At 55.9% G+C, this 25,410-nt stretch carries 19 protein-coding genes, 1 tRNA gene and 8 pseudogenes; 12 read left to right on the top strand and 16 right to left on the bottom strand.

What is annotated here, in order from left to right; genetic code table 11:
- Positions 1-74 precede the first annotated feature (74 nt).
- On the top strand, positions 75-1,109 hold the full coding sequence (locus tag IM271_RS19315; RefSeq protein ID WP_047955837.1) for a hypothetical protein: 1,035 nt from the start codon (positions 75-77) through the stop codon (positions 1,107-1,109).
- A 139-nt stretch (positions 1,110-1,248) separates the two neighbouring features.
- Here the strand turns inward: IM271_RS19315 and IM271_RS19310 are convergent, their stop codons facing one another.
- The 5 genes and pseudogenes from IM271_RS19310 to IM271_RS19290 form a co-directional block, all read right to left on the bottom strand.
- Entirely contained in the window at positions 1,249-2,211 is a 963-nt protein-coding gene (locus tag IM271_RS19310) for an MBL fold metallo-hydrolase (RefSeq protein ID WP_047955838.1), read from the bottom strand.
- A gap of 171 nt (positions 2,212-2,382) precedes the next feature.
- A pseudogene (locus tag IM271_RS19305) lies at positions 2,383-3,075 on the bottom strand (MipA/OmpV family protein).
- Between the two features lie 402 nt (positions 3,076-3,477).
- A complete protein-coding gene (locus IM271_RS19300; protein WP_047063008.1) occupies positions 3,478-6,561 on the bottom strand; it encodes an efflux RND transporter permease subunit in 3,084 nt (1,027 codons plus the stop codon).
- Complete coding sequence (locus IM271_RS19295) at positions 6,558-7,688, bottom strand: efflux RND transporter periplasmic adaptor subunit (protein WP_047063006.1); 1,131 nt, start codon at positions 7,686-7,688, stop codon at positions 6,558-6,560. Before IM271_RS19295 ends, IM271_RS19300 begins: the two co-directional genes overlap by 4 nt.
- A gap of 632 nt (positions 7,689-8,320) precedes the next feature.
- Positions 8,321-8,911, bottom strand: coding sequence for a TetR family transcriptional regulator (locus IM271_RS19290; protein ID WP_047063004.1), 591 nt, complete (start codon positions 8,909-8,911; stop codon positions 8,321-8,323).
- A 443-nt stretch (positions 8,912-9,354) separates the two neighbouring features.
- Here IM271_RS19290 and IM271_RS20250 point away from each other — a divergent pair, with 443 nt between their 5' ends.
- The gene (locus IM271_RS20250; protein WP_052768067.1) at positions 9,355-9,555 is read left to right on the top strand and encodes a helix-turn-helix domain-containing protein; all 201 of its coding nucleotides are present in this window, start codon (positions 9,355-9,357) and stop codon (positions 9,553-9,555) included.
- 317 nt (positions 9,556-9,872) lie between these two features.
- Here IM271_RS20250 and IM271_RS19280 read toward each other — a convergent pair.
- A pseudogene (locus IM271_RS19280) lies at positions 9,873-10,088 on the bottom strand (LysR family transcriptional regulator); the annotation flags it as partial.
- A 258-nt stretch (positions 10,089-10,346) separates the two neighbouring features.
- Positions 10,347-10,555: pseudogene (locus tag IM271_RS19275) on the bottom strand (recombinase family protein); the annotation flags it as partial.
- Positions 10,556-10,621: 66 nt separating this feature from the next.
- Between IM271_RS19275 and IM271_RS19270 the strand changes: the two are divergent.
- Positions 10,622-10,951, top strand: a complete 330-nt coding sequence (locus IM271_RS19270; RefSeq protein ID WP_052768066.1) for a helix-turn-helix domain-containing protein — start codon at positions 10,622-10,624, stop codon at positions 10,949-10,951.
- Positions 10,952-11,107: 156 nt separating this feature from the next.
- On the opposite strand, the gene IM271_RS19265 is transcribed toward IM271_RS19270, so the two are convergent.
- Positions 11,108-11,254 (bottom strand): hypothetical protein, encoded by a 147-nt coding sequence (locus tag IM271_RS19265; RefSeq protein ID WP_154400831.1) that lies wholly within the window; start codon positions 11,252-11,254, stop codon positions 11,108-11,110.
- Positions 11,255-11,592: 338 nt separating this feature from the next.
- Here IM271_RS19265 and IM271_RS19260 point away from each other — a divergent pair.
- From IM271_RS19260 to IM271_RS19240, 5 genes and pseudogenes are all read left to right on the top strand, one after another.
- A pseudogene (locus IM271_RS19260) lies at positions 11,593-11,908 on the top strand (IS110 family transposase); the annotation flags it as partial.
- A gap of 220 nt (positions 11,909-12,128) precedes the next feature.
- Complete coding sequence (locus tag IM271_RS19255) at positions 12,129-13,481, top strand: MFS transporter (RefSeq protein ID WP_047955839.1); 1,353 nt, start codon at positions 12,129-12,131, stop codon at positions 13,479-13,481.
- Complete coding sequence (locus tag IM271_RS19250; protein ID WP_047062999.1) at positions 13,459-14,802, top strand: enolase C-terminal domain-like protein; 1,344 nt, start codon at positions 13,459-13,461, stop codon at positions 14,800-14,802. The genes IM271_RS19255 and IM271_RS19250 overlap by 23 nt, the downstream gene beginning before the upstream one ends.
- A 9-nt stretch (positions 14,803-14,811) precedes the next feature.
- Entirely contained in the window at positions 14,812-14,943 is a 132-nt protein-coding gene (locus IM271_RS20270; RefSeq protein WP_255467567.1) for a hypothetical protein, read from the top strand.
- Between the two features lie 161 nt (positions 14,944-15,104).
- A pseudogene (locus IM271_RS19240) lies at positions 15,105-16,156 on the top strand (IS3 family transposase).
- Between the two features lie 120 nt (positions 16,157-16,276).
- Here IM271_RS19240 and IM271_RS19235 read toward each other — a convergent pair.
- Positions 16,277-17,391, bottom strand: a pseudogene (locus IM271_RS19235) (IS30 family transposase).
- Between the two features lie 251 nt (positions 17,392-17,642).
- Between IM271_RS19235 and IM271_RS20365 the strand changes: the two are divergent.
- Positions 17,643-17,834: pseudogene (locus tag IM271_RS20365) on the top strand (hypothetical protein).
- Here the strand turns inward: IM271_RS20365 and IM271_RS19230 are convergent.
- The 4 genes from IM271_RS19230 to IM271_RS19215 all read right to left on the bottom strand — a co-directional run bounded on the left by IM271_RS19230 (position 17,794) and on the right by IM271_RS19215 (position 20,058).
- Positions 17,794-18,126 (bottom strand): type II toxin-antitoxin system PemK/MazF family toxin, encoded by a 333-nt coding sequence (locus IM271_RS19230; protein ID WP_028013735.1) that lies wholly within the window; start codon positions 18,124-18,126, stop codon positions 17,794-17,796. The pseudogene IM271_RS20365 and the gene IM271_RS19230 overlap by 41 nt on opposite strands.
- Entirely contained in the window at positions 18,127-18,384 is a 258-nt protein-coding gene (locus IM271_RS19225; protein WP_041909206.1) for an antitoxin, read from the bottom strand.
- Positions 18,385-18,660: 276 nt separating this feature from the next.
- Complete coding sequence (locus IM271_RS19220) at positions 18,661-19,620, bottom strand: zinc-binding alcohol dehydrogenase family protein (RefSeq protein ID WP_193053022.1); 960 nt, start codon at positions 19,618-19,620, stop codon at positions 18,661-18,663.
- A gap of 48 nt (positions 19,621-19,668) precedes the next feature.
- Positions 19,669-20,058 (bottom strand): RidA family protein, encoded by a 390-nt coding sequence (locus tag IM271_RS19215; RefSeq protein WP_041909204.1) that lies wholly within the window; start codon positions 20,056-20,058, stop codon positions 19,669-19,671.
- Between the two features lie 141 nt (positions 20,059-20,199).
- Here IM271_RS19215 and IM271_RS19210 point away from each other — a divergent pair, with 141 nt between their 5' ends.
- Positions 20,200-21,120, top strand: a complete 921-nt coding sequence (locus IM271_RS19210; protein ID WP_193053020.1) for a LysR family transcriptional regulator — start codon at positions 20,200-20,202, stop codon at positions 21,118-21,120.
- 160 nt (positions 21,121-21,280) lie between these two features.
- Here the strand turns inward: IM271_RS19210 and IM271_RS19205 are convergent, their stop codons facing one another.
- From IM271_RS19205 to nac, 3 genes are all read right to left on the bottom strand, one after another.
- Complete coding sequence (locus IM271_RS19205; RefSeq protein WP_193053019.1) at positions 21,281-22,567, bottom strand: hypothetical protein; 1,287 nt, start codon at positions 22,565-22,567, stop codon at positions 21,281-21,283.
- A 163-nt stretch (positions 22,568-22,730) separates the two neighbouring features.
- A complete protein-coding gene (gene cbl / locus IM271_RS19200; protein ID WP_193053017.1) occupies positions 22,731-23,681 on the bottom strand; it encodes an HTH-type transcriptional regulator Cbl in 951 nt (316 codons plus the stop codon).
- 96 nt (positions 23,682-23,777) lie between these two features.
- A complete protein-coding gene (gene nac, locus IM271_RS19195; protein WP_048998857.1) occupies positions 23,778-24,695 on the bottom strand; it encodes a nitrogen assimilation transcriptional regulator NAC in 918 nt (305 codons plus the stop codon).
- Positions 24,696-25,015: 320 nt separating this feature from the next.
- Between nac and IM271_RS19190 the strand changes: the two genes are divergently transcribed.
- A tRNA-Asn gene (locus IM271_RS19190) sits at positions 25,016-25,091 on the top strand.
- 184 nt (positions 25,092-25,275) lie between these two features.
- Positions 25,276-25,410: pseudogene (locus IM271_RS19185) on the top strand (IS481 family transposase); the annotation flags it as partial.

Below are 25,410 nucleotides of genomic sequence, written 5' to 3'. Positions count from 1 at the left end.
GCATCCGCAATCGCGAGAGGGTGGACCTCGCCTTCTTGAACCACCTCCCCATAAACATTGAGGGTTGAATGACAATGGATACACCCAAGAACCTGACAAACGGTGCAACGCAGGTAGCGCCGGTGGGATCAATCGAAGCCTCTGAAGACCTGACTGGAATTCCAGGCACGCATTGGCTGATCGTGAGCGTGAGAGCGTTGGCACCCGATGGCGAAGGGCGACTGGATTTGGTGAACACATCCACGCATGCAATCCGTGCCCTTTATCCCTCTCCGGAGGCGCAGGTACGCTTCGACGCGCACACCTTTCACGGCCAGCCCGACCGGCCGCCAGAGCGCTTCAATCCACACGGACTCACCATTCGTCGTGGCGCGAACGGTGTCCACCAGCTCCTCGTCGTGCATCACGGCGTCCGCGAATCCGTGGAGATTTTCACTGTCGATACCCGTGACGTTCTGCCCCGCATCCACTGGCGGGGTTGCGTGCTTACACCGGGTTCTGTGACCGGCAACGGGGTCGCACCAATGCCCGACGGATTCGTGATGACGCAGACCACGCTGCCCATCCCCAAGAAGGGAGGTCGTGCGCTGAATTTCGAGGAAATCGAGGGTGGGCGCAGCATCGGTGAGGTGCTGGCCTGGAGTTCCCGTTCCGGATGGAGCAAGGTCGATACCGGAGGCGACCTGATGCCGAACGGAATCGAAACGTCGGCTGACGGAGAATGGCTCTACTACGCAGATTCTGTCCGCCAGACCTTTAACCGCTTTTCGTTCAGAGCCGGTGCCGCGAAGAAACATGTAATTCAAACCGGTTTCCACAGCGACAATGTACACTGGGCGCCGGACGGTAGTCTTTTGCTCGCGGGCCAGCAAGGCACCCTACGGGAAATCGTTGAGTATTTCTCCGGGAAGGAAGGTGCTGCGTGCGGGAATGCGCGCGTGCTACGCATTGACCCACAAACAATGAGCGTGCAGCCGCTGGTTGACTGCGCGGATTTTCCTCTGGCGAGCGGCGCAGTCGAAATTCAGGGCACCCTGTGGCTGGGACGCATCAGGGGGACAATCGGCCGGGTGGATTTACGTCAGGTGCATACCGCATTGCCAGACTAGCGTGGGACGCCAGGGCTTGCAGGATCCACCCAGGCTTCCGCCAAGAAAGCGTGGGGACCGGGCTGCCAGCGGAAATCGTCAAGGCCTTACTCATTTTCTGTCTGTACGACAATGCGCTGACTGCCCGGCGGGTATGAGATTAGTCATTCGGATAACGCCACACGTCCGCGGTTTCGCCAACGGCAAGAACCCGCTTTTCCGATGCGGGAAGTCCAAGGCGCTCCCACTCTGCTGCCAGGCGAACCGGCGGTTCGTCTAGCGGCTCGTAGGTCAGCTTGAAAGTCCCCCAGTGCATGGCGAAGAAGCACCCGGCACCAAGATCCCTGTAGGCCCGGGCAGCCTCCTCGGGGTTCATGTGCTGGCGGCGCATGAACCAGGACGGCTCATAGGCGCCGATGGGCAAAAGTGCAGCATCGATCACCGGGAAACGGCGGCCGATTTCCCGGAACCCGTCAAAGTAGCCCGTATCGCCCGAATGGTAGATGCAGGCGGAAGCTCCCTCGAGAATGAATCCGCCCCACAGCGTTTCGTTTACGTCGGTCAAGCCGCGACGGCTGTAGTGCTGGGCGGGCACGAAAGTCACCCTCACGGGGCCGATGTCGATGGACTGCCACCAGTCCAACTCGCTTGCGGAAATCCCTTTTTTTGCGAGGAACGACGCCATGCCCAGGCCGGCGATCACCGGGGCATCGACGCTCTTCACGGATGGAAGGTCGAGATGGTCGTAGTGGTTGTGACTGATCAGCACCGCGTCGATGGATGGCAGATCCTCGGGGCGCAGGCCAGCCGGAACATTCCGCCCCCCTGGCCCCAGGGCAAGCTCACCGAAGACCGGATCGACGAGGAACGACTTCCCTTCGATCTGCACCAGCCAGCTCGCATGCCCGATCCAGGTCAGGCGCGCGCCTTCACCCGTGCCCGGTGGAGTGGCGATCGCGACGAGATCGGGCACCACACACGGCACCGAAGCCTTTCTCGGTACACCACGGCCCCGGCCTGCAAGACTATCGACGACCAGCATCCGAAATGCCGGCACCACGGTGCCGGGAGCTTCGCTCCCGTCAAGATTCCTGAAACGTCTGGATTTGCCGAAAATTGCCATAGCCACCCCTTCCACATTGACGATGAGGATGAACGCCTATGGCATGAGTCGCTCGATGAACACACCAATCGGTGTTCCAGAAGACCTTCCCAATACGTTGCATCCCCCTCATTTCGAGTCGAATGCGATACCCGGCAAACGCCAACAACGGGCGATGCCATCAATCGCTTCTCAGAACCGATAGAGGTAGCCGAGACCAAGGCCATACTGCGTGCTCTTTTCCACCAGCGGGCTGTTGCGGATCGAGCTGCCCATGTGCTTGGCGCCCATGTCGAGGAACATGGTGTGACTGGACACGGGCTGCCAGTCCACGCGAAGCCCGATTTCGGTATTGAGCGCGGAACTACCGCCGTAGGCCGGGCGCCAGCTCCGTGCCTCGTCTGACCTTACGCCGTATTAATAGTCCACGTACTCGCCATCCACCCACTCGGCCGCCAGCCGCGGGGCCAGCCCGATTGTGCCTGCGGTAAATCGCCTGTCGATCTGCAGCGTCGTCCGCATCCCCCCGCTGTTGCTCATGGCATCCGTGAGCACTTCAGCAGAGAAATTGGCAATGCCGGTACGCCAGATGGCGGCGGCGCCGAGCCAGAAACTGGAGTCTCGATCGCGCATGCCCGCGAAATATGGGGAATCGCCCGAATCGAAGCCTTCCCCGATGTACCGACCACGCAGCCTGAATGACACCGGCCCGACCGACGGAAGCTTGACGTCCAGGACAGGCCCGGCCACCTGAATCCATTTGTTCTCATAGGTAATCATTGGCAAGCCTCGAACGCGGTCGTCGAAGTCGCGGTAGACGCGGTACTGTATGCCACCGGCAACGCCAATCCCCCACGTCGGTTCACTGCGTCCGGCTTCGGGCATCGCCTGACCTCTCGCCGACTTATTCGTATCGTCGGTCTGAGCCCATGCAACGGGTGTTGAAAAAATGCCAGCGACCAGGATCGGTAGCGCAGCGTAAGACGGCTGCCGGCGCAGGCGGACTGCGCATTGAGGACGAGATGACATGATTGATCCCTTTTAAGGAAAACGTGAAAATGCCTCCCCTGTACTGGGGAATGGCAGCTCGCGGACCACGCCATCGGGCCATCTCGATGAGTTCGCGGACCATCACCAGCAGACGGCCGCACTGCACCGTCTGCCTGATTTCCATACCGTCCGGACGACACTGGGTCGTCCCGCACGGGTCAGTGCAGGCGCTGCGCATCAAGTTTCGATGTGACGAGTGAATTGCAGGACTGTTGAGTCGTGACGAGGTTAGTTGCGTCATCGCTCAACCTCGTCAGCGGTAGCGCGTACGGTGTGTCGAAAAAAACCAAGCGATGCCAGCCATTTCTCGATCCTGTCCACATACAGGAACACGGCTGGCACGACCAGCAGGCTCAAGGCAGTCGATGTGATAAGGCCGCCGATAACCGCCATGGCCATCGGCCGGCGGAAGCTAGAATCCGCACCTAACCCCAGCGCGATAGGCAACATGCCGGCGATCATCGCGATGGTGGTCATCACGATGGGACGGGCACGCTTGTGGCACGCATCCAGCAGCGCCTCGTGAACAGGCAATCCGCGCTCGCGTATACCGATAACCGCGTACTCGACGAGCAGGATGGAGTTCTTGGTGACGATACCCATAAGCATCACCAGACCGATCATCGAAGGCACACTCAACTGGCTGCGCGTGACCAGAAGCGCGAGGAACGCGCCACCTATGGACAGAGGAATGGCAGAGAGGATGGTGATGGGCTGAAGGAAATCCCTGAACAGCAGCACCAGAACGCAGTAGATGCACAAAACACCGACCACGAGCGCCATGGCAAAGCCCCCGCCGAGTTCGGCAACGATCTCCGCGTCGCCGGCCTCAATCACCTTCACACTGGACGGAAGGGACTTGATCGAAGTCAGGTTGGCCACAGCCGCCTGCGCCGTCCCGAGCGCGGTACCTCCCAAATCGGCCGAAATGGTGACGTTGCGAAGACGGTCATGGCGGTCGATCTGCGCGGGGCCACTTTGCACAGTCAGGCTGGCGACACTTGCCAGCGGCACCGACCCGTCGCGCCCCGGCACGCGCATGTTGCCGAGCGTGTCGATGTCCTGCCGCGCGGCATCGGGAATGCGCGCGCGGATATAGACCTGGCGGTTGTCGAGGTTCAGGCGCGCCACCTGAGCGTCGAAATCGCCTCTGGTTGCCACCCGCACTACGTCCCCGATCGCCTCGGTCGTCACGCCGCGCTCGGCGGCGCGCTCCGGGTCGGGACGGATGATGATCTCCGGGCGCTCCAGGCTGGCCGTCGAGGCAATGCCAGTAAGGCCCTTGACGTCGCGCAGTTCGGCTTCCACCGCATCCGCGCTCGCCTTAAGTGCCTCGGCATTGTCGCTGGCGAGGATGATCGTAAGCTTTTCGCCCGGCCCGCCGCCGCCGATGGCAAAGCGCGCCCCGGGAACATCGAGCAAGCGTTCCCGCACGGCTTTCTCGATGACCTGCTGCGAAGGGCGATCATTACGCGGCCCCAGCGTGAGCGTGAGCGACGCGCGCCGAACTTCGCCCGCCTGCGCCCCACCGGGGCCGGCACTTTGCGCCTTGCCCACCGTGGCGAAAACATGGGCGATGCCGTCAACATCGCCGATGGCTTTGCGGGCCGACCCGGCGACCGCCAACGTGTCCTCCAGCGAGCTGGCTGGCGGCAATTCGATGCTCAGGGTCGTGCTGCCGCTATCAGAGGCGGGGATAAAGCCCGTCTCGATGAAAGGCACCAGGGCGAGCGAAGCCGCGAGAAAGATGACCGCTCCGCTCAGGGTCGTCTTGCGATGCTTCAGGCACCAGCGCGCCGTTGCCATGTACCAGCGCATGACCCGGCCATCTTCCTTCTCGGGGATCGGCTCGGGCTTGAGCAGGTAGGCCGCCATCATGGGTGTGAGCAGGCGCGCCACCAGCAGCGAAGCGAGCACGGCGATCACGGCGGTCCAGCCAAACTGTTTGAACACCAGGCCGCCGATACCACTCATCATGGCCGTCGGTAGGAAGACGACCACCAGGCTCATTGTGGTCGCCATCACCGCCAGGGCAATTTCGGTCACGGCGTCCTCTGCGGCTTCCCGGACCGACTTGCCCCTGTGCCGGTGGCGCTCGATGTTCTCGATCTCCACGATGGCGTCATCGACCAGGATGCCGACGATCACCGCCAGCGCCAGCAGCGTCACGGTGTTGAGCGTGAAGCCCAGCCAGGCCATGGCCGCGAATGCCGGAAGGATGGACAGCGGCAGAGCGGTCGAGGCTATCAGCGTCGCCCGCCAGTCGCGCAGGAACAGCCAGACGACGATCATCGCGAGGATGGCCCCCTCGTACAGCATCGCCATGGAGCCCTCATACTGCTCAAGCGTCTGGCCGACCGACCCCGAAATCTCAGTCAGGCTGAGCGCCGGGTCGGCCTGTTGAAGGCCGGCCAGGGCCTCGCGAACGCCCTCGGCCAGCCGTACCTCGTCAAAGCCCCTGGCGCGGTACACGCTGAAGCCGACCACATGCTCGCCATCGAGCAGGGCCGCCTGCGTGGGGTCGGCCTGACCATCGACGATGGTCGCGATTTGGTCCAACCTGAAGCTCTTGCCGTTGGACAACGCGATTCGCAGGTCCGCAAGCTCCGATGCCTGGCGAACCGTGGCAATCGTGCGAACCGACTGCTCCTGGCCGCCAAGCTGACCACGGCCGCCGGAAGATTCCTGCTGAACCTGGCGCAGTGCACGGGAGACATCCGCCGCCGTGATGCCGAGGGCAGACATGCGCGACGGATCGAGCTCAATCCGAACCTCACGTTCGATTCCGCCAAGCCGCTCGAACCGACCGACTCCGGGAAGCGAGAAAATAGTCTTGGCAATGGTGTCATCCACAAACCACGAAAGCTGCTCCTCATTAAGCCGGGACGACGATATGGCGTAGGTCAGAACGGGCGAACCTACGCTCGTGGAAGCACTGACGGTCGGTTGCAGAAGATCATCCGGCAGATCAGACCGGATGCTGTCAACCGCGTTCTTGGTTTCGATCAGCGCGTCCGACAGGTTCTTCTCCAGCACGAATTCGACCTGGATTGAAACCAAACCATCCGTGATCGATGTGCGCAGATGGTTCAAACCACTCAAGGTCGCAAGTGAATCCTCGACCTTGCGCGCGACCTCCGTCTCCAGCTGCGCAGGAGCCGCCCCCGGCTGCGTCAGCATGACCGTGACCATTGGTAGATCAAGGTCTGGAAGATCCTGCGTAGGCAGCTTCTGGAACCCCCATAGCCCTGCGAGTGCCAGCAGTGCGAACAGCAGGATCGAGGGGATCGGATTGCGAATGGACCAGGTAGCGAAATTCATGGTCTGCCCGCCCCAGCAGGCTGCCCCTGCGAAACCCGGACCAGATCGCGATCCTTGAGGAAGCCGGCTCCCCGGACAACAACACGCTCGTCCTTGCCAAGCCCCTCGGTGACCTCGACCTCACGGCCATTACGCCGGCCGACGCTGACGCTTCGCAGCGACACGCGGGACGTGGCACTGGTGTCGGCCAGCACCAGGACGTGGCTGCGCCCATCGCGGATGACAACGCTCTCGGCGGGCACGACCAGCGCCGGCTCTGTCCCGAGTCCGAGCCTGCCGTTGGCGTACATACCAGCCCGTGCCGTGCTTCCAGGGTGGATGTCGGCGTAAACAGTGGCCAGGCGAGAGGTGCTATCCAGAATCGGCGAGGTCTGGCGAACCGTCGCCTTCGCTGTCTTGCCGTCGGGAAGGTCTAATGTTACCTGCTGCCCGATCTCGACCTGAGCGAGTTGCTCGGCGGTCAGTTCGCCACGCCACTCCAGGCGCCCCCGGCGAATCATGCGAAACAGTTCCTGGCCCACCGTAACGACGCTGCCGAGCGTTGCAGTCCTGTGGCTGATGACACCATCGTCCGGCGCAGTGACGTCGGTGTAACGCAGCCGCAACTGATTGGCAGCGAGCAGCGCATCCGCGGTCCTGGATTGAGTCACCAGCTGGAGCACGTCCTGTTCACTCATCGCGCGGCTGCTTTGCAACGCGAGCGCGCGCTGCCGGTTGGCGGCAGCCTGATCGGCATTCGCTTTCAGTTCCGCGCGTTCCGCCAGCAACAGATCCGGGTCAAAACGAGCGATAATCTGTCCCTTCCTGACGATATCGCCGACATTGACGCGAACATCGATGAGCTGATAACCACCAATCTGAGCACCGATGCTGGCTTCTTCCCATGCGGCAATCGCACCCGAAGCCCTGATCTCTATGGGCCACGAGACTTCCCGGGGGATGGTGCATGTGACGGTCAGCGCCGGCGTCGCCGCGGCAGTCGCTTCCTCCAGCGTCGTATCGCCCCTGCCGACGACTATCGCCAGCGCCGTCACAACGAGGGCCACTCCCCCCACGAAATACGCGATCCGGTGCCGCCGGAGGTGTCCCCGGGTGGGCTGGTTACGGTGTTCTTGTTCCTGACTCATGGCGATAATTTTCCTTACGGGCGATACAGGGGTGGCAGACGGAGCGTCGTCCATTTGCTCAGTCGTTGTGGGCTGCGGTACTGCGGCCCATAACGGCGGGTTCCCTGCGGCGCGCACAAGGAGACCCGGGATGGGTGCGATCGTAAGCAGCGGCGATGGCGCTTTCCTGCGCGCCCCTGAGCTGTCAACCCGGGCCTTCCTGCCCGAATAAGGTGATTACATCCGCCTTATACCGGACTTCGTTCGCGTGCGCGCAACTGCAGACGCATCGGCGGTCTGGAGAGAGGTATCCGCATCCAGCCACGCGGGGAACATAGCCGTCAGGGAACTCACGTCATTGGCGTTGCGCGCATCAGGCTCACTGCGGGCCACTTCTTCTGTCGCAGGGGCATCTCCCCACAGGTCTGGCTCTCACAAGAACCTGGCGCCAGAGAACCCCGAAGTGGTGCTGATCGTGTCTGTGCCACCTGTCTGGGTTTGCGATTTGTCTCGCGACACCGCGCCGTTGACCCCGGGCCATTGAGCGCATCTGGTCTGGCTGGGACCAGGGCCAGGCGCAGCGACCAGCACGCTCGTCATGAGCCGGGGACGATAGCGTTGCTGATGGCCCGACAAGACGTGCATAGCTGCCATCACAGTTCGCCCACCAATGAAAACGCCCTGGCCACGATGGAGCGCAGGTTCTGCCTGCCGCCATCCGCATACCACTCGTCAAGGGCAGCCGTCCATGCGGACGTCACCGCGCCCACGATGATGCGCGCTTTGAGCATGCTCAGCCCGGTCTCGCTTTCTCGTTCCACGAGTGCGGCAGCGAGCGACACCTCCCGATCCATCCGCTTTTCGCATCCCTTGGCGAGCAGAGCCGGCGTTTCCTTCAGCAGGCGCACCAGTGCAAAAGCCATGTCAGGATTGGCGTCATACCGCAGGAGCGTCGTGGCCAGCGTCTCTCTGACCGCATCCAGTGGCCCCTCGTGGTCGGGACGCCCCCGCAATTCATCGACCAGCTCATGCGTCTTCTCGTCGTGCCACAGGAAGATCAGATCTTCTTTAGTCTTGAAGTAGCGAAAGAACGTACGCCTAGCCACACCAAGCGGCTCGACGATGTGTTCGATGGTCGTGTGGGTAAAGCCCTGTTTCAGAAACAACTCAAGCCCGAGGTTGGATAGCTCCCTCCGGGTGCTCTCTTTGTGCCTTTCGCGAAGGCCGGGATTTTTATTTGCCATGAGAGTATTCTGTCATATCTGGCACCAAGTGACAATAAGGCACTTAGTGCCATAAGGCATCTGGTTTGCTCTAAACCGACGCTTCGAAGCGCTTCATTGCTGCCATATAATGAAGGTTTATAAAGACCGACCGGGAGACGCGGCTAGCACCAGAGATCAATGTGCCGGGAGGCTTCTTTCACAAGATCTTGGCCGCAGGTATAATCGAATGCTAAATCGCCTACATCAACTCAAGCGCTGCTTCGAGTCTTCCGTCGAAGTTCTGCACGATATCTGCGACACCATTGTTACGTGAGCTAGTGATCCGCTCCGCAAGTTTCTCTATGTTCTATCCAGAGGGCAGAAACACATCTGATTAGTTTACTTTTAGGTGAAATTTAGGTGGTACCAAGGGGGAATCTTCGCCTGCCAATGCCGCCCGATGTGCGACTGCAGAAGATCTCATGGAAGCCCCAATACACCGCGGGACCGTCCGCACTTGGGCTATTCGTGTCGGCCTGAGTGAACGCACTCTCGCACGGTTGCTTATTCAGGAAACCGGTATGAGCTTCGAACGCTGGCGCCAGCAGATCCAAGTCATTCTTGCGGTGAAATGGTTGAGTACTGGAATGTCGGTTCGACAGGTCGCCGATAGTCTGGGTTAAGAAAGTGCCGGTAACTTTGTGACTATGTTCCGCAAATCACTCGGCACTTCACCGAGGCGCTACATAGCTGAACGCAACCTCCGGCTCAGTTGATCGAGAGCAACGGCATCTTCGAGTGCCGTGGATGGATAGAATGATCTGTTTTATCGGGGTACCGCACGTTACTCCGACCGCGCATGACACTTCATGGCTGTGGAATGTGGCAGTGGTTTCCCGCCCCAGCCGTGGCTCGTTCACCGGCCTCCGTGGCAACAGCGAGAAGCTCGAAAAGGAATACACAGTCTGCTGCGGATTCTTGAGACCGGTTTGCAGGAAATTTATTCGCCCAAGCCATCGCGCAGACGATCGATAAGCCACTCTAGTGAAACAGACAAGCGGTTGTTCTCGGAGCGAAGCAAGTAAATAGTCAAAGCCGATTCGACTGCCAGGTGACGGATAACGACATCCGATCGTTGGCTTACCGGGATCTTGGTCGCAGTCATCAAGCCGATGCCATAGCCTGCGCCGTCCAATGTAAGCATCAGATCCAGCGAGGGACACTTCCCTCGATTAATCCTACCCTGCAATAGTGGACACGGGACTAAGTGAGAAAACTCTCAACCAGAGGGACTCATGACAAGATCATTATCAATAAGCAAAAAGCCCCGTAAATTACACACACCTGAATTCCTCAATGAAGCTCTGATTGTAGTGGCATAGAAAATTTGGCCACCTGATTAAAGGTTATATTCTCATTCAACACAAAACAAATGACTTAATGAGCAAGAAAACTAAGCGTACTTTCACCCCCTGAGTTCGTGGCATAATGTACTGACTTTCGTTTCTGGCCGTCCTATTAATGCCATTGCCGGTAGCGATTTTATTGGCGTCATTTTTTAGGCCGCCCCTTCTTCCCTCGGGTCCCTTCTGAGGCCTGACCTGCTGTTGTTCGCTCGGCAATCAATTCTCGCTCAAACTCCGCCTGTGCGGCAAAGATTCCAAAAACAAGCTTGTCACTGGCTTCCCTGAGGAATACACGAACCCCCTTCTGACGCTGCTGGGCTATGAAACACTCCGTTGTCGGGAATTGCCGCTGGCGCTGAAGCTGCCAACAGAACGCAGGGCGCGCAGCGTTGCAGACAAGCTGCTGAGCCAGCCGGCCTGCATAATGGATCAGCAACAGCCTGCCCATGAAGCGGGGCTCAGCATCAGAAGCATCAACTGTCTATTCAGTCAGCAGACCGGGCTGAGTTTCAGTCATTGGCACCAGCAGGCAAAGGTGGTGGCTTCACTGCGCTGGGTGTCAGAGGGATTGCCAGTCAGTGAAATCGCATCGCTGAGCGGTTATAGTAACGTCAGCGCCTATATTGACGTATTCCGTCAGAGCTTCGGTAAAACGCCCAGTCGGTTTAACTGAGAGCACGGCAGTACGGTGCATATCCGGTAAACATAAGTATATTCCCTGATTAACGAGAATTTACATACAGCCTTATAAAGCCTGAACAGAGCTTTGTGACGTGCATATATTAACCGCGCGCCTTATGCCGACTGACAGAGCGGCTGCATCCGTTACTCATCTGAATCCTGCTGCATCAACCAACGCGCGCACGTTGTCAAAGACATCGTTACCTTTATAATCACCTTCGTCTGGAGTTGTTGATAAAGCCTGCAGCGATACGCTCAGCGCCAGTATCAGTTTAGCGCGTTCTTCAGTTAGCATCGCTCTGGCTCAGTAAGAACAGTCCCCATGATTTCACTTTGACTAGGCTTAAACGTAGCTTTAAGACTCGCCTCCCGTTGTTTGCCAGGCATTGTACTTGATGACGGACAGGACGATTGCCGGCCTTAATGCAGCAATTGTTCTGCCGCGGGCCTTAATGAAATCCGCTGGCCCACATCTCACAATTACCTCAGCGAACTCAACGTTCGGAAGTCTTATCAGGTTTGGTGAACCACGGTCTGACCTGTTTTGGCATTACATTACACTGCCTGCACAACCTGTTGACATTCTCTTTGTACTCCCAAGCTCCGAGGCTTTGTGTTGCCAACTGTTCAGTTATGGGACCGCGCATGCTTGCCGCACTGGATGATAACCGCGACCGCTTCAACAGCGCCGAAGAAATTCAAAACTACGCTGGCGTTGGCAGTGTGCGAAGTTCGTCCGACAGACATTCGTGGAATGGACTGCGAAGACGGTTAACTCATCGTACTGGGCCAGCGAGAAAAAGGAAAATCGCATCAATCCGCTATCCGAGCTCTGGCGTTCAAATAGATCCGGATAATTTATAGCTGCTGGAAAAACAGAACCTGTTACGACGAAGCAAAGTATTTGCTGGCTCTCCAAGCGCGAAACTCGCCCTTACTGAAGCCATAAAAAGCTTGTCGAATGTCTCAGCGCGTGAAGCGGACATCACCTCCTGAGTGAGCCAGCGCACAAACCCGCACGAAACTCTTCGACGTGAATTTACATAACCTTATGAAATTTTATAACTGTATGGCATTTGCCTAACCCTTCCAGGGCAAAAATACATAACTACTCACCAACCCTGCTGCGTATAACTATAGCGGTGTTTTTCTCTCACTGAAGGTGACGCATGACACAACAACGCCATGAATTATCAGCCGATCATGAGGCGCATATCGCTTCTGCGATTGGCAAATTCTTCCGCCGCATTATCCCGATGCTGGCGCTGATGCTTATTATTAACCAGATTGATCGCGCCAACATTGGCTTCGTCAAAGCCCAGCTGCAAACCGATGCCGGAATCAGCGCGGCGGCCTTCGGCTTAGGCGCAGGACTGTTCTTTATCGGCTATGCGTTGTTTGAAGTGCCCAGCAATATGATGCTGAAGAAGTTCGGCGCAAGGGTGTGGCTCACGCGCATTATGATCACCTGGGGAACGGTGGTGGTACTTACCGGTTTCGTCAGCACGCCAATGCATTTTTATATGCTGCGTTTCCTGCTTGGCGTGGCGGAGGCGGGCTTCTTCCCTGGCGTGCTGTTCTATTTTCGTCAGTGGGTGCCCAATGCCTGGCGAGGCCGCGCAACCGCAATGGTATTGAGTGCAACCGCAAGCGCGTTTCTATTCTCTGGCCCGCTCACCGGCGCAATCCTGATGATGCACGATGTCGGCGGACTTGCGGGTTGGAAATGGGTCATGTTTCTGGAAGGCGGCGGATCGATAGTGATCGGCCTGCTGGCGGCGTTTGTACTGGTATCGAAGCCAGAAGGGGCGAAATGGCTCAGCGACGCGGAAAAACAGGCGCTCGCGCAGCAACTGGCAATTGAAGACGCGACGCGTGACGAGCGTGCCGTCACACAGGGACGCTGGGGATTGATCACCGATCGCAGCCTTATATTCTACTGCCTGATCTTCTTCACCATGACCATGACCGGTTACACGCTGGTGTTCTGGTTGCCGCAAATTATCCAGCGTATTCAGGGGTTCAACAGTTTCGAATCCGGACTGCTGACCGCCATCCCGTGGCTCTTCGCCATTGTTGCGCTGTTTCTGCTGGGCAAAGCCACCGACCGTTATCGCGATAAGCTGGAGAAAGGGCTGGGCATCGCCATGCTGATCGCCGCATGCGGCACCTTTATGGCCACGCTTGGCACGCCGTGGTTTGGCTTTGTGGCGATGATTGTGGCTTGCATCGGTTCCAAAGTCAGTGCCGCGTTCTTCTGGCCGATGCCGCAAAGCGAACTGCCCGTCTCGATAGCGGCACCGGGCATTGCGATGATCAACTCTGTCGGCAACCTTGGCGGATTCTTCGCACCCACGGTGTTTGGCTATCTGGAGATGCACACCGGCAGCACCACCGGCGGCCTCTACGCGCTGACCAGCGTGTCCGTGGTGACCGGCCTGTGGCTGTTGCTGCGCACCAAACCTGTTCCCCCCGCTTTAGGTCACAAGGAGAGACTTCATGTCAGACAGTCCAGTCATTAATACCATGCGCATCGTCCCAGTTGCTGGTTATGACAGCATGCTTTTGAATATCGGCGGTGCCCATAACTGCTTCTTCACGCGCATTATCGTGATCCTCACCGATTCTGCCGGGCATACCGGGGTGGGCGAAACGCCCTGTCATGCCTCGACGTTGCAGTTGCTGGAGCAGTTTCGCCCGCTGATTGTAGGCAGCTCGCTGCTGCGCCTGAATGCCACGCTGAGCCAGCTTTTCAACAGTGAGGCGCGTCAGAAGCACACTTCACACACCAACGACATCCACATTCCGCAGATGAATCCGGAGAAGTTTTATAACGCTGCGGCGGCGATTGAGGCCGCGCTACTAGACCTGCAAGGCAAGCTGTTTAACCTGCCGGTCGCCGATCTGCTTGCCAGCGGCAAACAGCGTGAGCGTATTCCGGTGCTGGGTTATCTGTTCTATATCGCCGATCGCAAGCGCACCACAATGCAGTACCGCTCGGGCGATAACGCGGCGGATGGCTGGTTCCGTCTGCGTCATGAGGCGGCAATGGACAGCGCTGGCGTTCAACGGCTGGCGGAAGCGGCAGTGGAGCAGTACGGCTTTCGTGACTTCAAGCTAAAAGGCGGCGTGCTGGCAGGCGAAGCGGAAGTGGAAACGGTTGAAGCGCTACTGGCGCGGTTTCCCGGCGCGCGCGTCACTGTCGACCCCAATGCCAGCTGGTCGCTGGATGAGGCGATTCGCTTTGGTAAACAGTTGGCAGGAAAGGTGCCCTATCTGGAAGATCCCTGTGGTGCTGAGCAAGGGTATTCAGGGCGGGAAACGCTTGCCGAATTCCGTCGCGCCACGGGCGTGGCGGTCGCGACCAATATGATTGCTAACGACTGGCGCCAATTACATCATGCGCTGCAACTTAACGCCATCGACATTCCGCTTGCCGATCCGCACTTCTGGACGATGCGCAATGCCAACGTGATAGCGCAATTGTGCAACGAATGGGGGCTGACCACCGGCTGCCACTCCAATAATCATTTTGATATCTCACTGGCAATGGTGGCGCACCTGGGCGCAGCGGCGCCTGGCGATCGTCAGACCGCCTTTGATACTCACTGGATTTGGCAGGATGGCCAGCAACTGACGCATCAACCGCCGCAGATCCGCGATGGCTATCTGGAATTACCGCCAGGCCCGGGTTTTGGCATCGAATTGAATATGGAACGCGTCGAGGAGGCGCATGCGCTTTACAACGCGCTGCCGGATAAGAACCGAAACGATGCGCTGGGGATGCAATTTTTAATTGATAACTGGCGCTATGATGCCAAACGTCCGTCAATGGTTCGCTAAGGAAGCGAAATGAAGAGAATATTACGTGCGGTGGCGCTCATGGCATCGATTGCCGCCAGCGCGCCACTGCTGGCGCAAACTTTTGTCTACATATTAGAAGCCAGTGATGGCACCATCGCACGCTACGCGCTGAACGAGTAAACCGACGCGCTGCAACTGCTGGGGTGACACTGACCCAAAATCCTGCTCCATTCAGAAACAGAATTCCGGCATGATAAACACTCCCCTGAACGGAGGTGGTGCCGATGAAAAAGTCACGATTTACCGAAGAGCAGATTGTCTTTGCCCTGTAGCAGGCCGAGCTGGGGATGTCCGTACCGGACGTCTGCCGCAAGCTGGGCATCTCCGACGCCACGTTTTACACCTGGTGTAAGAAATACGGTGGCATTTCACCCTCAGAACTAAAGCACATGCGCCAGCTGGAAGAGGAAAACCTGCGTCTGAAGAAACTGGTGGCCGATCTCAGCCTCGACAAGGCTATGCTGCAGGACGTGCTGGCAAAAAAGAACTGACGCTGGCACGCCTGCGCGAATGGATCAGGGATTTACAGGCCCGATACGGTGCCAGCGAAAGACAAATCTGTTTTGCGCTATGGCTCAGCCGCAGCTCGTTCCGGTACCATTCCGTTGCGGCAGACGACAGTGCGCTGCGCCTGCGCATCAGGGAGATTACCTAAACCAGGGTTCACCATGGCTACCGCAGGGTACACGTGATGCTCAGGCGGGAAAGCTGGCGTGATAACCACAAACGCATTTGCCGCCTGTACAGTGAACAGGGCCTGTCGCTGCGCCCCAAGCGTCCACGCCGTAATAAATCCGCACAGCGGCGACAGCCGCAGCCTCAGGGGCTGTATCCGAATCACGTCTGGGGCATGGATTTTGTCTCTGATGCGTTGTTTGACGGAAGGCGACTACGCCTGCTGACGGTTATAGACCTGTACACCCGCGAATGCCTGGGGATCTGCGTGGTGCAGAATCTGCGTTCAACAGAAGTGGCGGAAATGCTGAACAGCATAGAGCTCAGGCGTCCGTTACCTCAGATGCTGAAAACCGACAACGGCTCTGAATTTGCGGGGAAAATGCTGGACAGCTGGGTGTATGAACGGGGTATCCGTATCGACTTCTCACGCCCCAGAACGCCGACGGACAATGCGACGGTAGAGTCCTTCAACGGCAGGCTGCGACAGGAATGTCTGAACGAGAGCTGGTTCATGTCCCTGGAGGATGCGCGGTGCAAAATCGAAGCCTGGCGCATACACTATAACCAAAGTCGTCCCCATTCTGCGCTGGGCTGGATGACCCCCTCCGAATTTGCCGTAAAATCTGCCGGTTGCCAGAATATGCAGCCAGAATGAAGCCAGTTATTCCTGATTATGAATGGATCACATACGGGGAGCGGTTCAACAAACCGACATTATGGACTGACGGTTGTATCTAATACCGGGGGCAGGTCAAATCCTCTATGAGCTGTGAGTTCAACTGATGGATGCAACACACTGATTGAACCGTTCTGCGGGTGATTCATAGTCTAGCGTTTTTCTCGGTCTTTCGTTGAGCTGTCTGGCAACGCTGTTTAGTCTCTGCTGGCTGTGAATCGATAAGTCAGTTCTCTTTGGAAAATATTGTCTGAGCAACCTATTCGTATTTTCATTTGAGCCACCTGCCAGGGAGATTGAGGATCACAGAAGTAAATCTGGATGTCTGTAGCTACAGTAAATCGGGTGTGGCTGGTCATTTCAGCTCCTCGATCCCAGGTTAATGTTTTATAAAGCTCAACAGGTAATCCCCGGGCTTGCCTGATGAGTGCAGATATAACGGTTATGGTCTTGTTGTCCCTGATTTTGGCCAACATAACAAAGCGGGAATGGCGTTCTACGAGGGTGACGATACAGGAGTTTTTCGAGCCCTGGATCAGGTCACCTTCCCAGTGACCCGGTATGGCTCTGTCTGCGGCTTCAGGTGGCCTCTCGCTTATCTGTACCGCATTCGAGATTGATCCTAATCCTTTCCCTTTAAGCGATGACGTTCTGGATCTACGCACGGCTCTTCCGCTTCGGAGGCATTGCTGCAGTTCTTTTTTTAATGCCCCCCGAGTTTGTATGAAAAGCGTTTTATATATCGTTTCATGTAACACATGCATTTCCTGATTATCCGGATAACAGCGTTTCAGCCAACCGGCGATTTGTTCCGGCGACCAGTCCTGATGCATCTTCTCTGCGATGATTTTACAAAGTGTAGGTCTTTCAATTAGCTTGCAAGGTTTTGGTCTCAGAGCATTTTCCCACGCAGCAGCATCCGCTTTTGATGCACGATATTGTTTTGCACCACCGTGCCTCTTAATCTCGCGGCTAATCGTTGAGGGAGCTCTCGATAGTTTGTTTGCGATCGCTCTGATGCTGATTTTTGCTACAAGCGCTCTGGATATTTCCTCTCTTTCATCAAGTGAAAGCGCTAACGGGTGCCGCTTTCCGACAGGGGGACGGTATCCACCAGTCTGGTGGATAGTGGGCATAATAGAAGAATGATATCTGTCGAACATTCTGGCGATATCATGCACGGAATCACCTTGTTTGTATCTGTCTTGGATAATCGCTTTCTGTTCCGACGTTTAGTAAATCCGCGTTCTTCGTTTCATGGCAACGTCCCCCTTGATTAAGGATAGCGTTGCATCGACCCGTTGAACTCACAGCAAAAAGCGAACAAACCGCTTTTTGCTAACAAGTCTTATTGGCCTCAGTCAGTACTATTTTTATAGCAGGTACGACCGCACAAGTAGGCTTCCCAGCGCCACAATTAGGGAACATTGAATGCCTATAAACAGATTTATTTAACCCACAACTAATGGTGGTCATTTTGGTGGTCTTGACAGGATGAAGATTCAAGTTTAGCTTCCTTATTAGCCAGTTACTGGCAAAGGTGATCCCAGTCAGAGGAGCCAATTTTGAAAAGCCTGCTTTTAAAGCAGGCTTTTTGCTTTTCTGCGTCTCTGATGTTAACTCAGAATCGCATCCAGCCTGGCAAGCACCTCGTTGACAACGGCGTCAGGTATCCGTTCCAGCCGCATGCCGTTTCGGGCAGCCATATCAATAGTTCTGGGCTGGTCGCAGCGAATAACGCCCATCGTTTTTGTCCCCGCCCCTTCCAGTGAAACGGTGAAACCTGCCGTGCGAGCAAAGTTACCGCCGCTGGTGACGGGAACCACTACCGGTAGCCGGGTCAGCTTGTTAAACGATGCCTTCGACACGATGAGAACCGGACGTTTTCCACTTTGCTCGTGGCCTGCAATCGGATCCAGTGAAACAAGCCAGATTTCCCCTCTGTCCATTTACAGGATCTCCTTTCCTACCGCAGGCGCATCAATCCATTCCCGATCCTCTTCACTCATTTCAGCGTGCGGATCGCACTGCGCCAGCAGCTCCTCAAGCGAATAATGAGGCCGTTTTTGGGGTTCAATGATCAGGCAGCCATTGTTAATGGTCATGCCGACTTCGCTGTCCGTCGACAGCTCCAGCGTTTTCAACACGGCGGGAGGAACCGCCAACATGATGGATCCGCCGACCTTTTTCAGGCGAGTTTTATACATAGCGCACCTCCTAATATTATATTTTAATATAACATTTATGCCAGGAGATGCGCAGTTATTCATCAGATTCATGGTGATTTCCTTTTCGTAATTAAGTGGGCAGAGAGCCGTTATCCATCGAAGGGCAGCGCTGGTGGGAACGAATTGCGTCACTAAGAAGGCTGATAATAAAAAACTGTTTTTACGGTTAAAAGAATTATGGCGGATCGGATAAACGAAATGCGAGGCGGCTTCCGCATCGGGAGAATGGTGGGGGCCAGGCTAAGGTCAACCCCCTCATGGCTTCATAACGATGCGGCCAAGCGGTTTCGCTGTCTCGGCGTATTCATGGGCCGCGGCGGCGTTAGCCAGGGGGAAGATTCGATCAATGACAACCCTGATGCACCCTGCCGCTACAGCCTGCAACATCTCGTCCACGCTTGCCCGAACCTCAGGCCTTTCAAAAAGGGGGCCCATGAATACCCCCATGAGCGTCTGGTTAGACTGCATTGCCGGCCATAAGTCGGCTGTAAGGCTGCCACCGCCCGCATTACCGACGAAAACAAGACGCCCTTCCGGCGCGAGAGCAGAAAGCGACGCAGGCAACGTCGTCCCTACCGGATCGATGACGAGGTTAACACCGGTGCCACGAGTGACCTGTCGGACACTCTCCACGACGTTATTCTCTACACGATCCACAACATGATCGGCCCCCAGTTCCAGCAACCGGTTTTTTCGCTGCGTTCCGCTTGCCACGCCGATGACCGTCGCGCCAGCTTGTGAGGCAAGCTGAACGGCCGCGAGCCCCACGCCACCCGCTGCTGCCTGAATCAGAACGGTTTCTCCGTGCCGGAGCATGCCGCGTGTGAAGAGGCAGTGATATGCGGTTCCAAAGGAGATCGGTACCACCGCCGCTTCTGCTGCATCCACTCCGTCTGGTAAAAGCCAGGTTCGTTCCGCAGGCACAGCCCAACGTTCCGCATGCGATCCCTGCATGCTAAAAGCAGTCACTCTGTCCCCAACCTTGCGGCTACGGACTTTCGACCCGACGGCAACCACCGTCCCCGCGGCCGCGTAGCCAACGATCCATGAAGGAAAAGGCGGCGGAGTTGAACGTCGGTTGATCAGATCTCCCCCTTCAATTGAGATAGCCTCGACTGAAATCAGCACATCGTCAGGCCCTGCGACCGGATCCGGAACATAGACATATTGCAGGACGCCGGGAGCGCCTTCCACGTCATAAACCGCTGCCTTCATAAATTTTCCTCTGACTTGCCTTTTGACCGTCGGAAAGATCCGTAACGCTCAGGGTAGCCTGGCAATCACCTTTATCTCAAACTGGAATCCGTACAGCCACGTCACGCCGATCCCGGTCAAGGTTGGGTAAGGTGCTTCCCCCCAGTATTCTGGCAGGACACTCCAGATAGCGTCGAGGTTTGACTCGGGATCGACAACAAAAAGGGTAACGTCAACCACGTCATCGAACGTGCAGCCCGCAGCCGTGAGAACAGCATTAAGGTTATCAAACGCCAGACGGATCTGCGCTTTTATATCCTCTTCAGGCGAACCATCTTCCCGGCTACCCACCTGCCCCGAAACAAACAAGAAGCCATTAGATTTGATGGCGGGTGAATAGCGATTGCGCTCATAGAGCGCCTGGCGCCCGAAGGGAAAAACGGCTTCGCGTGTTGTCATATGTGTACCTTTGTAATGGGGCGAACTCTGCCCGGTGAACGTAAAGAGACTTTACAGCTGCTGAAGCAGAGGGATAAACAGGCGACTTTGTCCATCATTGTTTGTAATATCCAAACAATCGGTGAAAAGAGAGGACATGGGATGGATCGTTTTGATGCGATGCGCGCCTTTGCTCGCGTGGTGGAGGCAGGCAGCTTCACAAAGGCTGCCCAAACGCTCCATATGAGCAAAACCACGGTGACGCAGCTTATTCAGCAGCTGGAAGCGCGCCTGCGCGTCAAGCTGCTCCATCGCACCACCCGCAGGCTCGGCGTCACTCCCGATGGCGCGGTCTACTACGAGCGCGTTATCCGCCTGCTGGCGGACATGGAAGATGCAGAAAACAGCCTGTCCAGTGCGGCGATGACGCCCAGGGGACGGTTAAGGGTGGATGTGCCCACTCCTCTCGCCCGCCTTGTGCTGGTGCCCGCGCTACCGGCTTTTCACGCGCGCTACCCTGATATCCAGTTCGACATGGGCGTGAGTGACAGGGTGGTGGATCTGATCGGCGACAACGTGGATTGCGTCCTGCGGGGTGGCGAAATCAATGACCAGTCACTGATCGCGCGCCATGTCGGCGATTTGCAAATCGGTGTTTACGTCGCACCGAGTTATGTGGAACTCCTCGGCGCCCCCGCGCATCCGCGAGAGCTGGAAAACACGGACCATCGCATCGTGGGATTCTTGTCCTCACGCACCGGTAAGATTGATCCTCTGGTGCTGCACGGTGAGAGTGAACGTATTGAAATTACGGGCAACTATGTGCTTGCTGTGGATGATGGCAATGCTTACCTCGAAGCTGGACTAGCGGGATTAGGCGTGATTGCGCTGCCGGTCTATATGGCGGCAGCACATCAGGCTCGCGGTGCCTTGATTCCGCTATTTGAACGCTGGCGTATTGCTCCAATGCCCCTGTACCTGGCATTCCCGCCTAACCGCCACGTCAACGCTAAACTGCGCGTTTTTATTGACTGGATCGTTGAGTTGATGCAGCAGCATGTCCCTACTTCTACCATTAAGTGACTACATCTATTCGCTCATCACCGCCGATTGGTGGTCATTCAGGCGGTTTTGACAGAAAGGGAAATATTTATTTGTCTGTTACTGGCAAAGTCGAACCCATTCAGAGGAGCCATTTTTGAAAAGCCTGCTTTTGAAGCCGGCTTTTTGCATCTGTGACCCACTAATAGTTACCAAGCGGATTCTTTTCACAGGCAATACCGCAAATGCCCTCAAGTTCGGCTTCGAGTGTTTTAACCAACGATTGAAGATAGTCTGGCCCTTCCTGATACTGGCGACGTTGTAACTGGTATTCTTCGGTAGAGAGCAAAGTTAATCGTTCTTTGACTCGCTCACCGCATGACGCTATCTCTTCAATAAAATCAATATCATAAAAAGGAAGAATTTCTTTAGTTTTGTTATTAAAAACGATGACTTTGACGCTATGAGCATCCAGAACTTCAATGAATTTTTTATCACAGGTTAAGATTGCGGGAAAAAAGAATGCCGCGTTTTTATCAATATTTAAGGTAATAACAAATTCGAGAAAGCGCTGATGGCGAAGATCCCAGGCCATACCTCTAACGTACTCCCAAAATCCCGCCGTATTACGGTTCACTTTGTGAAAAAAGGCTTCCTTAGAACCATTTTCAAAAAAACGCTTAGCGAGCAAAATCTCTCTAATGCCAAAGAAATGGGCTTCATTGTGAGTAAATTCTAGCAGTTCGACTAATTTTTCCTGCACCTGCTTAGCACTTGTTTTTGGGTTCCGCAGGTGAATCGCGCACATTTTTAACACATATACATATAAGCGATTATAGTCACGAGCCAGCTCTTCCATTAGCGACTTATTTATAAACTCATAATTTTTACGTGCCATATATTGCTGCGTTTTAGCTATAATTTCCTGTTCAGACACATTAAATTTTAACTGCCTATGCTGCTGCCAAGCCGCAACATCCAGGTTGCGTAACATCTCATAAGCTCGAATGCGTTCGAAGATTTTTTCCTGTTTATTGAGATCGCTAAAATTACAAAGATTTTCGAGTTCATACAACAAAGGATCAACATTGACTTCCTCTCTTGCGATGAAGTCAAAAATTTCTTCAAAATCTTCGGGAAGTCGCGATCTTTGCCCTTCAAAGAAAGGCTTAAGATAACTTAATACCTGCGTATCGAGCGAGATAGAATAGTCGATGGGAAATGTAACGCGGTTACCAGAGATAAACATTTCTCTGAATATGTCTGGTGTAAGAATAAACACATGCGGCGTTTTGAATAAGCTACGCACGGCAGAACCACTGCTGAAGTTCCTGTTAACCGATAAGCCAGGAGTCGCACCTTTCTCCGCTGCAAAAATGAAGGTATAATCGTCAAGATAGTGGTAATAGAGTGCATATTGTTGAACAGCTGCCTCAAGATTTCCTGAGTGGCAGATATCATAAATAAAATCATGAATAACATTTGCCATTGTGCCCTCCCGGCATCGACCTAGCCTCCATTTTTAACACGCCTAAGCTTTTGCTATCAATATATTCAGTATTTATTCCTGCATGCATACTTCATAAAATTTATGCCGCGATACTAACGCACCGGGCATAAACGATAACAGACTGCTTGTCTAAGTTGGATTATTAAATCTGATAATCAATCGCCACTTCTTCCGGCTCCATGACCTGGCGTTTGATCTCGTCCACCGACAGCCCGGCATTGCACAGCTCGATAAAGCGCCACACATAGTTGCGCTGCAGCTGCCCGCGCTTCAGGCCCAGCCACACTGTATTGGCGTCAAACAGATGCCGCGTATCCAGGCGCACCAGGTTCCCGTCTTCGCGTTCGCCGCTGGACTGTTCCGCCACCAGGCCAATGCCCAGACCCAGCTCGACGTAGGTTTTGATCACGTCAGAGTCCTGCGCGCTCAGCACGATGTCCGGCGTTAATCCTTTACGGTTGAAGGCCTCGTCTATGCGCGAGCGTCCGGTTATGCCCTGGCGATACGTAATCAGCGGCCATTTCGCGATCGCTTCCAGCGTCAGTGGTGAAACCTGATTCAACGGATGCTCGAGCGGGAGCAACAGGCTGTGGTACCAGCGGAACCAGGGAAAGGCCACCAGCAGCGGGTCGTTGCTCAATCGCTCGCTGGCAATGCCGATATCTGCCCCACCGTTTTGCAGCAGCCCTTCAATTTCCTGCGGCGTGCCCTGGATAAGCTCCAGACGGACGTCAGGGAAAAGTTCGCGGAAGGCTTTGATCACCGGCGGCAGGCTGTAGCGCGCCTGGGTGTGGGTGGTGGCGATGGTGAGCACGCCCGAGGCATCGTTGGTGAAGAGATCCGCCAGGCGACGCACGTTGCTGGCCTCGTTGAGGATCCGCTCCGCGATGGTGAGCAATGCTTTACCCGGCTCCGTCATGCCGAGCAGCCGCTTGCCGCGGCGGATAAAGATCTCTATGCCCAGCTCCTCTTCCAGCTCGCGGATATGGCGGCTGACGCCGGACTGAGAGGTATAAAGCATATTGGCGACCTCGGTCAGGTTGTAGTCCCGCCTGGCCGCCTCACGGATAATTTTAAGTTGCTGGAAATTCACGATTCACTCCGGCGCATCTGACATAGCTCTATTGTTAGAGTCAGCCGAGCTGCAGAACAAATAATAAAAACCAGCATCTTATGCTTTTCTGGAATATCAGCTCACGAGCTGGAGCTCACGGTTCTCAAGCGACGGCTTGCTGACCAGCGACATTAAAATCTCTTTTACCGCCTGCGCCTGAGGCGACAGCGAGCCGCGAGCGGACATGTTCAGCGACAGCGGCAGGCTCATCGAAGGCGTGGTGATCCGCGCCATCCAGCCGTTTGCCGCACCGCACAGCGAGCGCGCGGCGGATTCCGGCAGTACGGTGACGCCCATTCCGCTTGCAATGGCCGCGGTCAGCGTGGAGATTGAGTCGATTTCGCCGATGATTTTGGCCGTCAGACGGCGCAGGGAGAACGCTTCGTCCACTCGCACGCGCACGGCGCTGTAGTCGCGCGGCAGATAGAGGTTCATCTCTGCCACGGCGGTAAGATCGACGCTCTGGCCCGGACAGTCGCGGGTGCCCACGAGGTAGAGATCTTCCTTGAGCAGCGGCTGGCTGGTGAGCCCGGCAACCGGGGAGCGATCGTAAAGGACCGCCATGTCCAGCTGGCCGTTGAGCAGCTTGTCATTCAGTACAGAACCACTGTTTTCATGCAGATAGACCAGCACTTCCGGAAGCTCAGCGCGCACGGCCTGCAGAAGCGGCATAGTGATAGAGGACGCCGCCGTTCCCGGCGCCAGCCCGATAGAAACGTGCCCGCTCAGGGTCTGGCCCACGTTGTTCACCGCCAGCTGCGCCTGTTCACACTGACGCAGGATAGTGCGGGCATGGGTATACAGGATCTTGCCTGCTTCCGTTGGCGTGACGCCGCGTTTGGTGCGGATCAGTAACTGCTGATCCATCTCGCCTTCCAGAGTAGCCACCTGCTGGCTCAGCGCAGGCTGCGCGATGTGCAGCACTTCTGCCGCTTGAGTCAGGCTGCCGATATCGACGATTTTTACGAAGTATTTCAGTCGTCTTAAGTTCATTTTGCCCCCTGTTCGAAATGCATTGCCGGAACCGGCTGTCGTTGTTGAACAGGTTTTGCAATATGAATGCCACTTTTACCGTGCGGTCTGAATTGTTCGCTAACCGCCTGAAAATAAGGAAATCTAATCATGGAGGGGGGATTTATTACTGAAACAGCAGTTTACGATCTGCCCCATTAGAGGTATATCCGCACCATTACGGTGCATTCCGCTGTCAAAAACATCATTTTGCCGATTTTGTCAGCAAACGATCAAAAGGCGTTGATCCACCCTTTGACAAGGCGAACGCAGGTCGATAATATGCGCCCCGTTCACACGATTCCTCTGTAGTTCAGTCGGTAGAACGGCGGACTGTTAATCCGTATGTCACTGGTTCGAGTCCAGTCAGAGGAGCCAAATTTGAAAAGCCTGCTTTTAAAGCAGGCTTTTTGCTTTTCTGCGCAAGGTAAATGCAAAACGGCAACCAGGTTGCCGTTTTTAGTGTGTTCCCCCTCTCCCGTGGGTGTACGGTCCGGGGACATAGTGAACACTTGTTCGGGGACATGGTAGACACTTACAACTGAGGCATAAGAACCCGTTTATGGAGTCACTTATGCCCTGGGATGCGAGAGATACCATGTCATTACGTACCGAGTTTGTACTGTTCGCCTCGCAGGACGGGGCGAACATCCGTTTCCTCTGCCGTCAGTTCGGCATTTCTCCTGCCACCGGCTAC

The organism is Enterobacter cloacae complex sp. I3 (assembly GCF_014896175.1).
Classification (GTDB): Bacteria; Pseudomonadota; Gammaproteobacteria; order Enterobacterales; family Enterobacteriaceae; genus Enterobacter; species Enterobacter bugandensis.
Note: the sequence above shows the minus strand (reverse complement) of the source record. Positions and strands in the feature narration are given on the sequence as shown.